General features: G+C 43.5%; 9 protein-coding genes. 5 read left to right on the top strand and 4 right to left on the bottom strand.

What is annotated here, in order from left to right:
- Window positions 1–48 precede the first annotated feature (48 nt).
- The gene (locus tag U5J89_RS01325) at window positions 49–1,227 is read left to right on the top strand and encodes a DUF5050 domain-containing protein (protein ID WP_322573803.1); all 1,179 of its coding nucleotides are present in this window, start codon (window positions 49–51) and stop codon (window positions 1,225–1,227) included.
- Window positions 1,228–1,294: 67 nt separating this feature from the next.
- Here U5J89_RS01325 and U5J89_RS01320 read toward each other — a convergent pair whose 3' ends face one another.
- Entirely contained in the window at window positions 1,295–4,003 is a 2,709-nt protein-coding gene (locus U5J89_RS01320) for a serine/threonine-protein kinase (protein WP_322573799.1), read from the bottom strand.
- 85 nt (window positions 4,004–4,088) lie between these two features.
- The gene (locus U5J89_RS01315) at window positions 4,089–4,649 is read right to left on the bottom strand and encodes an ECF-type sigma factor (RefSeq protein ID WP_322573798.1); all 561 of its coding nucleotides are present in this window, start codon (window positions 4,647–4,649) and stop codon (window positions 4,089–4,091) included.
- Window positions 4,650–5,178: 529 nt separating this feature from the next.
- Here U5J89_RS01315 and U5J89_RS01310 point away from each other — a divergent pair.
- The 3 genes from U5J89_RS01310 to U5J89_RS01300 all read left to right on the top strand — a co-directional run bounded on the left by U5J89_RS01310 (window position 5,179) and on the right by U5J89_RS01300 (window position 8,320).
- The gene (locus U5J89_RS01310) at window positions 5,179–6,375 is read left to right on the top strand and encodes a DUF5050 domain-containing protein (RefSeq protein WP_322573802.1); all 1,197 of its coding nucleotides are present in this window, start codon (window positions 5,179–5,181) and stop codon (window positions 6,373–6,375) included.
- A 94-nt stretch (window positions 6,376–6,469) separates the two neighbouring features.
- Window positions 6,470–6,997 carry a hypothetical protein gene (locus tag U5J89_RS01305; protein WP_322573801.1) on the top strand — a complete coding sequence of 176 codons (528 nt, stop codon included), beginning with the start codon at window positions 6,470–6,472 and terminating at the stop codon, window positions 6,995–6,997.
- A 183-nt stretch (window positions 6,998–7,180) separates the two neighbouring features.
- Window positions 7,181–8,320: a DUF5050 domain-containing protein gene (locus U5J89_RS01300; RefSeq protein ID WP_322573800.1), complete on the top strand. Its 1,140-nt coding sequence runs from the start codon at window positions 7,181–7,183 to the stop codon at window positions 8,318–8,320.
- 67 nt (window positions 8,321–8,387) lie between these two features.
- On the opposite strand, the gene U5J89_RS01295 is transcribed toward U5J89_RS01300, so the two are convergent.
- Both U5J89_RS01295 and U5J89_RS01290 read right to left on the bottom strand, forming a co-directional pair.
- Window positions 8,388–11,096 carry a serine/threonine-protein kinase gene (locus tag U5J89_RS01295; protein ID WP_322573799.1) on the bottom strand — a complete coding sequence of 903 codons (2,709 nt, stop codon included), beginning with the start codon at window positions 11,094–11,096 and terminating at the stop codon, window positions 8,388–8,390.
- Between the two features lie 85 nt (window positions 11,097–11,181).
- Window positions 11,182–11,742 (bottom strand): ECF-type sigma factor, encoded by a 561-nt coding sequence (locus U5J89_RS01290; protein ID WP_322573798.1) that lies wholly within the window; start codon window positions 11,740–11,742, stop codon window positions 11,182–11,184.
- Between the two features lie 528 nt (window positions 11,743–12,270).
- On the opposite strand from U5J89_RS01290, the gene U5J89_RS01285 reads away from it, so the two are divergent.
- Window positions 12,271–13,467 carry a DUF5050 domain-containing protein gene (locus tag U5J89_RS01285; protein WP_322573797.1) on the top strand — a complete coding sequence of 399 codons (1,197 nt, stop codon included), beginning with the start codon at window positions 12,271–12,273 and terminating at the stop codon, window positions 13,465–13,467.
- Window positions 13,468–13,571 lie beyond the last annotated feature (104 nt).

Raw genomic sequence — 13,571 nt, 5'->3', positions numbered from 1 at the left:
ATAGTACTATGTAGTGGAAAACCAATATTGAGTAAAGTCAGTAGTATTATGAGACAATTGTTGCACATATTATTGGTCATTTTTGTAATGGGTTTTTTAATCTCCTGTGGAAGTAATAGCAGCAGTACCGGACCTGACACGGATCCTGATCCCGAACCGACAACAGGAACGTTGGAAATCACCACCTCTACCAGCGGCGATGATCAGGATGACGGCTATGAGGTTTCGGTTGATGGTACGACGGAAAGCATTGGTCCAAACGAAACAATAACAATATCAGATCTGGAAGAAGGCAGCTATGACGCTGAGCTGACTGATATAGCGGAAAATTGTTCAGTGGATGGCGAAAATCCGCGCAGTGTAAATATTACCGCGGGTGAGACGACTTCAACGTCTTTCAATATCACCTGCGAAGCCGCTGCAAATGGGAAGATTGCTTTTATCAGTGATCGGGATGAGAGTGAAGATATTTTTCTGATGAACGCCGACGGCTCATCTCCCACCAACCTAACCACAAATACGGACTATGACGGACTCGCAGCTATTTCCCATGACGGGACCCGGATAGCATTTGTCAGTGATCGGGGTGATTCCCATGGGTTATATGTGATGAACATAGACGGATCGAACGTGCAGCTAATTAAGTCTGGATTATCTAATGCCTACTTTGCGCCCAGCTGGTCGCCGGATGATTCCAAGCTGGCCTTTGTTGATGAATCAGGTGGTGATACAGAAATTTATACTATCGGCATCGACGGCAACAATGAGCAACAGCTTACGAGTAACAGTGCTGATGACTATTACACGGACTGGTCTCCGGACGGTTCAAAAATTCTGTACAATAGTGATATCGATGGTGATCTAGAGCTCTATACCATAAATTCCGACGGTAGCGATCGTCAGCGAGTAACTGAGAATTCCGATGCTGATTATGATGGGCGCTGGTCTCCGGATGGCTCGAAGATTGCCTTTGTAAGCGACCGGGCCGGAAACGATGAAATATATACAATAAATACCGATGGGTCGGACGTGCAACAGGTAACCAATAATAGTGCAAGTGATATAGCCCCGACCTGGTCGCCGGACGGAACCGAAATTGCCTTTAGAAGCAGGCGTGATGGGAATGGCGAAATATATAAAATAGCCGCTGACGGCAACGGGTCGCCGGTAAACCTGACAGAGAACGTCGCTTCCGATTCAAATCCCCATTGGAGACAGGTAGAATAGCAAAGTATTTATAAAAATTTGTACAACAATTATTGACCCACAGTGGCGTAAAGGCCGCCGTGGGTTTTTAATTATCTGTTTGAGCTAATATCGAATTGTATTTATCCACCTTTTCAGCATTGCCCAGTTTGCGATGGCACGTAATTAAATGATTCAGCGCTTCTTTAGCATCGCTGTTGTTTAGGCCGTTTTTTTGCTTTAGCACGTTAAAATTTTGGAGCCATAATGCAGAGGCTTTTTGATATTCATTTAATTCCTCATAAAGTATGGCGGTATTTCGCTGGAACTGTATCAGTTTGGGATGTTCTTCGCTATAATTTTTTCGACCAATTTCTAGCGCTTCTTTGTAATATTCGATTGCTTCATCTTTCCGATCTGCTTTTCTCAGCGACATCGCCAAATTATTTAAGCTGGTAGCGACTTCCGGATGATCGGGGCCTCTTACTTCTTTATTTGAAGCTACAACCTGTTTAAAAAGATCGGCAGCTTTCATGTAATTGCCCTCAAAGAAATGAATCGAACCAAGGTCATTTTGTGTTTTCAGCACATCAGGATGATGTTCTCCCAAAAAATTCAGGCGCATATCTAGAGCATCTTCAAAGTATGTTTTGGCTTTCGGAAATTCTTCCTGCCGCATATTAATTAGCCCGAGAATTCTCAGTGAAGTAGCGATATCCGGATGGTCCTGATCATAAATGCGTTGCTGTAAGTCGAGGGCTTGCCGTTCTATTTCTTCAGCTTTGGCGTAGTCGTTTTTGTTGTAAAGCGTTCGTCCGAGGCTTTGCAGTGTTTGCGCGACGAGTCGATGGTTTTCTCCGAGAGCAGACTTTCGAATGGAAAGCGCTTCTCTGAAGAGACTATCTGCTTTATCATACTGGCCCTGGGCGTTTTTAATCCATCCCAAATACTGTAAGTCGGTGCCTGCTTGCCTGCTTTCGCTGCCGTGTACGGTACGGTTGATTTCCAGCGCTTTGCGAAGCAGAGAATCGGCCCTTTCATAATCTCCATTTCTATAGTCTATCCAACCCAATTCTCCTATTATTGAGGCATATTTATTCTTGTTACCTAAACTGTTATATACCGCAGCCGATTTTTTAAAATACTTTTTAGCGGTATCATATTTGCCGATTTCCATATTGTATTCGCCCCAACTGTTTAAACTAGCCGCCCATTGCCGGCTTTCCTTGGAAGCGAACTTTTTATTAAGTGTTAAAGCTTCCCGCAAAAGTGTTTCGGCTTTATCGTATTCACCCAGATGCAGATAAATCATCCCAATGGATTGCGTTAGCGGTGCTTTAATATCCGGCTGATCTTTAACTTTGGTTTGGATGTATTCTGTGCCCTGTTCAAGTATTTGCTGAGCCGTTATATCTTGATTGCCGGGACGATTCGGATTGGCATGCTGGAATACCCCGATCAAATAATCCAAGGTAGTGCGTGCTTTTTGAGCTTCTTCCTGAGCTCTGTTACGTTCCTCTGTAATCTGCCAGGTGTGAAAACCGGCAAACCCCGCCAGCAATAATATAAATCCAGCGGCCGCAGAAATGCCCGTCTTATGGCGTTTTAAAAATTTAGATATTTTGTATCTAATAGTGTCTTTGCGGGCTATTAGCGGTAAATTATTGTTCAGGCGATCCAAATCCTGTAATAGCTGATCAACGGAGCTGTACCGTGCATCCGGATTTTTGCGCAGGGTCTTCATTACGATGGCATCCAGATCTCCTTTGAGCTTTCGGGAAATTTTATCTGGATTGGCCACACGCTGCGAAGCTGCTTTATCCTGTTTCAGTTGCGAAAGTTCACCATATTTTGACGAAGGCTTTTCCGGAGTTTTGGTACGAATAAGCGATTCAATTTCGGACAAATTTTTTCCTTCCATATTAAATGGAGATGCTGCTGCCAACAGCTCGTATAACACAACTCCAAGGGAATAGATATCCGTAGATGTAGTAATCGGGTCGTTGTTTATCTGTTCGGGAGCGGCGTATCCGAGCGTCAGCATACGGGCGCCGGTGCGGGTTTGAAAGAGCGTTTCGTCGGGATCTTCGGGCTCCAGCAGTTTAGCAATGCCAAAATCGAGCACTTTTACGGTTCCGTCTTCTTTTACCAGGATATTAGCGGGCTTTAAATCGCGATGGATAACAGCATTTTTATGGGCGTATTGAACGGCTTGGCATATTGATTTGAAGAGATCCAGTCGCTGTTCGATGGTAAGATTATGTTCATCACAATACGTATAAAGCGGAGTGCCATCTACGTATTCCATCACCAGATAGGGCAGTCCCTTGTCGGTTACCCCGCCGTCGAGCAGTCGGGCGATATTGGGATGCTCCAGGTTGGCCAGGATATTTCGTTCCCTTTTGAAACGAGCTTTATTGGAGGGCGTATCCATGCCTTGCCGCATCAGCTTTAAGGCTACTTTGCCTTTGTATACTTCATCCGCGCGTTCGGCAAGAAAAACGGAGGCCATTCCACCGTGGCCGACGAGTTCTAAAATACGATACGAGTCGATGGTTGCTCCTATAAGAGAAGATTCCTGCGGTTTGTCTTCCGTTTTGGCAAGATCGGCGGCCAGATGTTTGGGATAGGGGGCGGATCCCTCTAAAAAATTTTCTGTGTCTGAATTTTCAATGGATTCGAGCAGCTCGGTAACTTGAGTTTTCAGCTCTTCATCCCCTTTACACTGCTCGTCGATAAAAGCAGTACGTTTATCTCCCTCCAGTTCGAGGGCAGTGTCGATGATTGCATCAATCTTTTGCCACTCTTGTTGATTCATTTCGTTATTTGTTATTGGTTAATAGTTATTCGTTTTCAGCTATTACCAAATTTAATTCAAGAACCTAATAACGAATAACAAATAACTAGTTTTTCAATTCCTTATATAGCCAGCCCCGGGCTTTGGCCCAGTCGCGCTTGACGGTGCGTTCCGATACATCCAGTGCCTTGGCAGTCTGATGAATAGTCATTTGCCCGAAAAAGCGGAGGGTAACCACATCAGCCAGTCGCTCATCGAATTCGGCAAGTTGGTTCAGTTTTTTATCCAGGTTTATAACTTGAGTGGATTCCTGCTTTATTTTAAGCAGTTCATCTACATAGGTAATATCTTGTTGGTCACCGCCGCGCTTTTCGGCTTTCTTCTTGCGAGCGTGATCCACCAGAATTTGCCGCATGCATCGGGCGGCAATAGCCATGAAATGTTCTTTGTCGGAAGCTTCAATACAGGTTTGGTCAATCATTTTTAGATACACCTCGTGCACCAGCTCGGTTTCGGTAATCGTAATATCATTACGTTCTTCTTTGAGCTTGGAACAGGCAATGTGTTTTAATTCCTTATAGACAAGTGGGAAAAGTTTTTCATAGGCTTCGTCGGATCCCTCTTTTACTTCCACCAAGAGCTGTGTAATCTCTGATTTATCTCTCATTATTTAATAATCCTTTCCAGATTATACCCCAAGAATTAATCTTTTAAAACGTATGCCTTTGTGAATGGATATTCAAGAGAGTAAATACTATTACCCTTTAGTATTAATACCTAAATGTAATTTTGGACATATTTAAAGTCTATTCGTATCGAATTCACCCGGCTTAATAAATAGTATTCGGTAGATCAATACTCCTGACAGGGTAGTGGCTAAAAGTAAGATGACCACTGATGAAATTAAGGAGGTGACGTATCAGGAGGGAAAAAACGCTCTAGTATTAAAGAATAAAACTCCAAAAAAAAAGTGTATTAAAGACAAGGGTTCTGTCGTTTTCGGCAGGGCTTTTTTTATGGGGTATTGGTTAGGTAATAAATTTGTCACCATTCTATTTCACGTTACGCATGTTGCTGTGTAATAGATCTAATAGCGCCAAAACCACTACATATAGGATAGATTCCAATATTTATTAGTAGGATTTTGCTCGCTGAAAGATCTAACTCAATTATCATGCTAAATAAATACTTTTACTATGAGAAAACTACTACGAACGCTACTACCCCTTTTGTTAATAGGGCTGGTTATTTCGTGCGGAGATAACAGCACGGGTACCGAGCCAGAACCTGATCCCGACCCTGAACCCGAAGAACCCACGACGGGAACCCTGGAAGTGACGACCAGTACCAGCGGTTCGGATGTGGATTCCGACGGGTATACACTTAGTGTAGACGGGTCTGATCATTCCATGGGCACCGACGAGACGATAACCGTCGAAGACCTTGAAGAGGGCAACTACGATACGGAACTGTCGGGAATTGCCGGTAACTGCTCGGTGGACGGAAACAACCCCCAGCAAGTAGATATTACCGCAGAGAATACTACGACCACCAGCTTCGATATAGAATGCCAGGTTGCAGCTAATGACCAGATCGCTTTCTATAGCGATCGAAGCGGAAAGGATAATATTTATTTAATGAATACGGATGGTTCGAATGTAGAGCTTGTAACCTCTCATAATATTAATAATCCCAACGATCGATTTCCTGTAATTGCTCATGATGGAACTAGGATTGCGTACATCAGTGACAGATCCGGGAAATTAGATTTATTTACCATGGATCCGGAAGGATTTAATCAGGAGCAGGTTACGATTTTCGAAAGTTCAACTAGTAATCCATCTTGGTCTCCTGATGATTCAAAACTTGCTTTTAATGATGATCGGCGCGGAAATGATGAGATCTATATCTCAAAATCCGACGGGACAGAATTGGAACGCCTGACCAAAAATTCAGCTAAAGATATTACTCCCAGCTGGTCTTCGGACGGTAAAAAAATAGTGTTTGTCAGTGATCGGGACGGAGATCCGGAGATATACAGCATAAATACGGATGGCACGAATTTGCAACAGTTAACAGATAATTCTGATAATGATTACAACCCTCGCTGGTCGCCGGAAGGGGACAAAATACTCTTCGACAGTGATCGTGAAGGGAATAGAGAAATATATACTATGAATACATCAGGCGGAGAACTGAGAAAAATAACGGATAATTCAGCTGTTGATCTCAATGCCTCCTGGTCGCCTGATGCATCGCAATTGGTATTTCAAAGTACGCGCGATGGAGATTCAGAAATATTTATAATCAATGCCGATGGTTCCGGGTCACCTAAAAAACTCACGGATAATGGTGATGCAGATTCGGCACCATTTTGGAGTCCGGTGAAGTAGTAATTATTGATTAAACACATAAATGATATGACCTGCAGTGGCGTGAAAGCTGCTGTAGGTTTTTTATTTGTCCTCCTTTCGCTCGCCGTTACGCATGTTGCTATGTAATTGGAATTTTATAAACATCTCAGATCATGAACAAACTGCTACAACTCTCGATCCTATTCATCACAATATTACTGCCGATTACAATCCATCATGGTCACCGGACGGAAACACCATTGTATTCCAGAGCTTGCGAGACGGTGATTGGAATATTTACAGTATAAATGCTGATGGTACCAATGTTCAGCCATTGACGGATGATGCTACGCAAGGTGATCGTGAACCTGTCTGGTCACCTGATGGAACAGAAATAGCATTTGCCAGCAATCGTGACGGAGACGAAGAGATCTACACTATGGATTCGGATGGTAATAATGTATCGCAAGTTACCGATAACAGTAGCTTTGATGTTTCCCCAACCTGGTCGCCCGAGGGAACTTCAATTGGTTTCGAAAGTGATCGGGACGGCGGCAGGGATATTTATATTATCAATGCCGATGGAACATCACCTTTTAGGGTAACAACCGACCCGGGATTTGATGAAAATCCATCCTGGAGTCCTGGTTCAATAAAGTAGCATAGTATTATATTTTGCCCGCAGCGGGATGCCATCCCGTTGCGGGTTTCATATTCTTGGAATTGAATTTGTCCCCATTCCGCCAGCCGTTACGCATAGTACTATGTAGTGGAAAACCAATATTGAGTAAAGTCAGTAGTATTATGAGACAATTTGTTGCACATATTATTGGTCATTTTTGTAATGGGTTTTTTAATCTCCTGTGGAAGTAATAGCAGCAGTACCGGACCTGACACGGATCCTGATCCCGAACCGACAACAGGAACGTTGGAAATCACCACCTCTACCAGCGGCGATGATCAGGATGATGGCTATGAGATTTCGGTTGATGGCTCAACAGAAAGCATCGGTCCAAACGAAACAATAACAATATCAGATCTGGAAGAAGGCAGCTATGACGCTGAGCTGACTGATATAGCGGAAAATTGTTCAGTGGATGGTGAAAATCCGCGCAGTGTAAATATTACCGCGGGTGAGACGACCTCAACGTCTTTCGATATCACCTGCGAAGCCGCTGCAAATGGAAAGATTGCTTTTATCAGTGATCGGGATGAGAGTGAAGATATTTTTCTGATGAACGCCGACGGCTCATCTCCCACCAACCTAACCACAAATACGGACTATGACGGACTCGCAGCTATTTCTCATGACGGGACCCGGATAGCATTTGTCAGTGATCGGGGTGATTCTCACGGGTTATATGTGATGAATATCGACGGATCGAACGTGCAGCTAATTAAGTCCGGTTTGTCTAATGCCTACTTTGCACCCAGCTGGTCGCCGGATGATTCCAAGCTGGCCTTTGTTGATGAATCAGGTGGTGATACAGAAATTTATACTATCGGCATCGACGGTAACAATGAGCAACAGCTTACTAGCAACAGTGCTGATGACTATTATACGGATTGGTCTCCGGACGGTTCAAAAATTCTGTATAATAGTGATATCGATGGTGATCTAGAGCTCTATACCATAAATTCCGACGGTAGCGATCGTCAGCAAGTAACTGAGAATTCCGATGCTGATTATGATGGGCGATGGTCGCCGGATGGCTCGAAGATTGCCTTTGTCAGCGACCGGACCGGGAACGATGAAATATATACAATAAATACCGATGGGTCGGACGTGCAACAGGTAACCAATAATAGTGCAAGTGATATAGCTCCGACCTGGTCGCCGGACGGAACCGAAATTGCCTTTAGAAGCAGGCGTGATGGGAATGGCGAAATATATAAAATAGCCGCTGACGGCAACGGGTCGCCGGTAAACCTGACAGAGAACGTCGCTTCCGATTCAAATCCCCATTGGAGACAGGTAGAATAGCAAAGTATTTATAAAAATTTGTACAATAATTATTGACCCACAGTGGCGTAAAGGCCGCCGTGGGTTTTTAATTATCTGTTTGAGCTAATATCGAATTGTATTTATCCACCTTTTCAGCATTGCCCAGTTTGCGATGGCACGTAATTAAATGATTCAGCGCTTCTTTAGCATCGCTGTTGTTTAGGCCGTTTTTTTGCTTTAGCACGTTAAAATTTTGGAGCCATAATGCAGAGGCTTTTTGATATTCATTTAATTCCTCATAAAGTATGGCGGTATTTCGCTGGAACTGTATCAGTTTGGGATGTTCTTCGCTATAATTTTTTCGACCAATTTCTAGCGCTTCTTTGTAATATTCGATTGCTTCATCTTTCCGATCTGCTTTTCTCAGCGACATCGCCAAATTATTTAAGCTGGTAGCGACTTCCGGATGATCGGGGCCTCTTACTTCTTTATTTGAAGCTACAACCTGTTTAAAAAGATCGGCAGCTTTCATGTAATTGCCCTCAAAGAAATGAATCGAACCAAGGTCATTTTGTGTTTTCAGCACATCAGGATGATGTTCTCCCAAAAAATTCAGGCGCATATCTAGAGCATCTTCAAAGTATGTTTTGGCTTTCGGAAATTCTTCCTGCCGCATATTAATTAGCCCGAGAATTCTCAGTGAAGTAGCGATATCCGGATGGTCCTGATCATAAATGCGTTGCTGTAAGTCGAGGGCTTGCCGTTCTATTTCTTCAGCTTTGGCGTAGTCGTTTTTGTTGTAAAGCGTTCGTCCGAGGCTTTGCAGTGTTTGCGCGACGAGTCGATGGTTTTCTCCGAGAGCAGACTTTCGAATGGAAAGCGCTTCTCTGAAGAGACTATCTGCTTTATCATACTGGCCCTGGGCGTTTTTAATCCATCCCAAATACTGTAAGTCGGTGCCTGCTTGCCTGCTTTCGCTGCCGTGTACGGTACGGTTGATTTCCAGCGCTTTGCGAAGCAGAGAATCGGCCCTTTCATAATCTCCATTTCTATAGTCTATCCAACCCAATTCTCCTATTATTGAGGCATATTTATTCTTGTTACCTAAACTGTTATATACCGCAGCCGATTTTTTAAAATACTTTTTAGCGGTATCATATTTGCCGATTTCCATATTGTATTCGCCCCAACTGTTTAAACTAGCCGCCCATTGCCGGCTTTCCTTGGAAGCGAACTTTTTATTAAGTGTTAAAGCTTCCCGCAAAAGTGTTTCGGCTTTATCGTATTCACCCAGATGCAGATAAATCATCCCAATGGATTGCGTTAGCGGTGCTTTAATATCCGGCTGATCTTTAACTTTGGTTTGGATGTATTCTGTGCCCTGTTCAAGTATTTGCTGAGCCGTTATATCTTGATTGCCGGGACGATTCGGATTGGCATGCTGGAATACCCCGATCAAATAATCCAAGGTAGTGCGTGCTTTTTGAGCTTCTTCCTGAGCTCTGTTACGTTCCTCTGTAATCTGCCAGGTGTGAAAACCGGCAAACCCCGCCAGCAATAATATAAATCCAGCGGCCGCAGAAATGCCCGTCTTATGGCGTTTTAAAAATTTAGATATTTTGTATCTAATAGTGTCTTTGCGGGCTATTAGCGGTAAATTATTGTTCAGGCGATCCAAATCCTGTAATAGCTGATCAACGGAGCTGTACCGTGCATCCGGATTTTTGCGCAGGGTCTTCATTACGATGGCATCCAGATCTCCTTTGAGCTTTCGGGAAATTTTATCTGGATTGGCCACACGCTGCGAAGCTGCTTTATCCTGTTTCAGTTGCGAAAGTTCACCATATTTTGACGAAGGCTTTTCCGGAGTTTTGGTACGAATAAGCGATTCAATTTCGGACAAATTTTTTCCTTCCATATTAAATGGAGATGCTGCTGCCAACAGCTCGTATAACACAACTCCAAGGGAATAGATATCCGTAGATGTAGTAATCGGGTCGTTGTTTATCTGTTCGGGAGCGGCGTATCCGAGCGTCAGCATACGGGCGCCGGTGCGGGTTTGAAAGAGCGTTTCGTCGGGATCTTCGGGCTCCAGCAGTTTAGCAATGCCAAAATCGAGCACTTTTACGGTTCCGTCTTCTTTTACCAGGATATTAGCGGGCTTTAAATCGCGATGGATAACAGCATTTTTATGGGCGTATTGAACGGCTTGGCATATTGATTTGAAGAGATCCAGTCGCTGTTCGATGGTAAGATTATGTTCATCACAATACGTATAAAGCGGAGTGCCATCTACGTATTCCATCACCAGATAGGGCAGTCCCTTGTCGGTTACCCCGCCGTCGAGCAGTCGGGCGATATTGGGATGCTCCAGGTTGGCCAGGATATTTCGTTCCCTTTTGAAACGAGCTTTATTGGAGGGCGTATCCATGCCTTGCCGCATCAGCTTTAAGGCTACTTTGCCTTTGTATACTTCATCCGCGCGTTCGGCAAGAAAAACGGAGGCCATTCCACCGTGGCCGACGAGTTCTAAAATACGATACGAGTCGATGGTTGCTCCTATAAGAGAAGATTCCTGCGGTTTGTCTTCCGTTTTGGCAAGATCGGCGGCCAGATGTTTGGGATAGGGGGCGGATCCCTCTAAAAAATTTTCTGTGTCTGAATTTTCAATGGATTCGAGCAGCTCGGTAACTTGAGTTTTCAGCTCTTCATCCCCTTTACACTGCTCGTCGATAAAAGCAGTACGTTTATCTCCCTCCAGTTCGAGGGCAGTGTCGATGATTGCATCAATCTTTTGCCACTCTTGTTGATTCATTTCGTTATTTGTTATTGGTTAATAGTTATTCGTTTTCAGCTATTACCAAATTTAATTCAAGAACCTAATAACGAATAACAAATAACTAGTTTTTCAATTCCTTATATAGCCAGCCCCGGGCTTTGGCCCAGTCGCGCTTGACGGTGCGTTCCGATACATCCAGTGCCTTGGCAGTCTGATGAATAGTCATTTGCCCGAAAAAGCGGAGGGTAACCACATCAGCCAGTCGCTCATCGAATTCGGCAAGTTGGTTCAGTTTTTTATCCAGGTTTATAACTTGAGTGGATTCCTGCTTTATTTTAAGCAGTTCATCTACATAGGTAATATCTTGTTGGTCACCGCCGCGCTTTTCGGCTTTCTTCTTGCGAGCGTGATCCACCAGAATTTGCCGCATGCATCGGGCGGCAATAGCCATGAAATGTTCTTTGTCGGAAGCTTCAATACAGGTCTGGTCGATCATTTTTAGATACACCTCGTGCACCAGCTCGGTTTCGGTAATCGTAATATCATTGCGTTCTTCTTTGAGCTTGGAACAGGCAATGTGTTTTAATTCCTTATAGACAAGTGGGAAAAGTTTTTCATAGGCTTCGTCGGATCCCTCTTTTACTTCCACCAAGAGCTGTGTAATCTCTGATTTATCTCTCATTATTTAATAATCCTTTCCAGATTATACCCCAAGAATTAATCTTTTAAAACGTATGCCTTTGTGAATGGATATTCAAGAGAGTAAATACTATTACCCTTTAGTATTAATACCTAAATGTAATTTTGGACATATTTAAAGTCTATTCGTATCGAATTCACCCGGCTTAATAAATAGTATTCGGTAGATCAATACTTCTGAAAGGGTAGTGGCTAAAAGTAAGATGACCACTGATGAAATTAAGGAGGTGACGTATCAGGAGGGAAAAAACGCTCTAGTATTAAAGAATAAAACTCCAAAAAAAAGTGTATTAAAGACAAGGGTTCTGTCGTTTTCGGCAGGGCTTTTTTTATGGGGTATTGGTTAGGTAATAAATTTGTCACCATTCTATTTCACGTTACGCATGTTGCTGTGTAATAGATCTAATAGCGCCAAAACCACTACATATAGGATAGATTCCAATATTTATTAGTAGGATTTTGCTCGCTGAAAGATCTAACTCAATTATCATGCTAAATAAATACTTTTACTATGAGAAAACTACTACGAACGCTACTACCCCTTTTGTTAATAGGGCTGGTTATTTCGTGCGGAGATAACAGCACGGGTACCGAGCCAGAACCTGATCCCGACCCTGAACCCGAAGAACCCACGACGGGAACCCTGGAAGTGACGACCAGTACCAGCGGTTCGGATGTGGATTCCGACGGGTATACACTTAGTGTAGACGGGTCTGATCATTCCATGGGCACCGACGAGACGATAACCGTCGAAGACCTTGAAGAGGGCAACTACGATACGGAACTGTCGGGAATTGCCGGTAACTGCTCGGTGGACGGAAACAACCCCCAGCAAGTAGATATTACCGCAGAGAATACTACGACTACCAGCTTCGATATAGAATGCCAAGTTGCAGCTAATGACCAGATCGCTTTCTATAGCGATCGAAGCGGAAAGGATAATATTTATTTAATGAATACGGATGGTTCGAATGTAGAGCTTGTAACCTCTCATAATATTAATAATCCCAACGATCGATTTCCTGTAATTGCTCATGATGGAACTAGGATTGCGTACATCAGTGACAGATCCGGGAAATTAGATTTATTTACCATGGATCCGGAAGGATTTAATCAGGAGCAGGTTACGATTTTCGAAAGTTCAACTAGTAATCCATCTTGGTCTCCTGATGATTCAAAACTTGCTTTTAATGATGATCGGCGCGGAAATGATGAGATCTATATCTCAAAATCCGACGGGACAGAATTGGAACGCCTGACCAAAAATTCAGCTAAAGATATTACTCCCAGCTGGTCTTCGGACGGTAAAAAAATAGTGTTTGTCAGTGATCGGGACGGAGATCCGGAGATATACAGCATAAATACGGATGGCACGAATTTGCAACAGTTAACAGATAATTCTGATAATGATTACAACCCTCGCTGGTCGCCGGAAGGGGACAAAATACTCTTCGACAGTGATCGTGAAGGGAATAGAGAAATATATACTATGAATACATCAGGCGGAGAACTGAGAAAAATAACGGATAATTCAGCTGTTGATCTCAATGCCTCCTGGTCGCCTGATGCATCGCAATTGGTATTTCAAAGTACGCGCGATGGAGATTCAGAAATATTTATGATCAATGCCGATGGTTCCGGGTCACCTAAAAAACTCACGGATAATGGTGATGCAGATTCGGCACCATTTTGGAGTCCGGTGAAGTAGTAATTATTGATTAAACACATAAATGATATGACCTGCAGTGGCGTGAAAGCTGCTGTAGGTTTTTTATTTGTCCTCCTTTCGCTCGCCGTTACGCATGTTGCTAT

It is taken from the genome of Fodinibius sp. (genome assembly GCF_034521915.1).
Lineage (GTDB): Bacteria > Bacteroidota > Rhodothermia > Balneolales > Balneolaceae > Fodinibius.
The sequence above is the reverse complement of the archived record's forward strand: the minus strand, read 5'-3'. Positions and strand labels throughout refer to the sequence as shown.

Bases quoted from the DNA above. Each gene is read 5' to 3' on its own strand.
- U5J89_RS01325 (WP_322573803.1), top strand. From the start codon at position 49: ATGAGACAATTGTTGCACATATTATTGGTCATTTTTGTAATGGGTTTT.
- U5J89_RS01320 (WP_322573799.1), bottom strand. From the start codon at position 4,003: ATGAATCAACAAGAGTGGCAAAAGATTGATGCAATCATCGACACTGCC.
- U5J89_RS01315 (WP_322573798.1), bottom strand. From the start codon at position 4,649: ATGAGAGATAAATCAGAGATTACACAGCTCTTGGTGGAAGTAAAAGAG.
- U5J89_RS01310 (WP_322573802.1), top strand. From the start codon at position 5,179: ATGAGAAAACTACTACGAACGCTACTACCCCTTTTGTTAATAGGGCTG.
- U5J89_RS01305 (WP_322573801.1), top strand. From the start codon at position 6,470: ATGTTGCTATGTAATTGGAATTTTATAAACATCTCAGATCATGAACAA.
- U5J89_RS01300 (WP_322573800.1), top strand. From the start codon at position 7,181: ATGGGTTTTTTAATCTCCTGTGGAAGTAATAGCAGCAGTACCGGACCT.
- U5J89_RS01295 (WP_322573799.1), bottom strand. From the start codon at position 11,096: ATGAATCAACAAGAGTGGCAAAAGATTGATGCAATCATCGACACTGCC.
- U5J89_RS01290 (WP_322573798.1), bottom strand. From the start codon at position 11,742: ATGAGAGATAAATCAGAGATTACACAGCTCTTGGTGGAAGTAAAAGAG.
- U5J89_RS01285 (WP_322573797.1), top strand. From the start codon at position 12,271: ATGAGAAAACTACTACGAACGCTACTACCCCTTTTGTTAATAGGGCTG.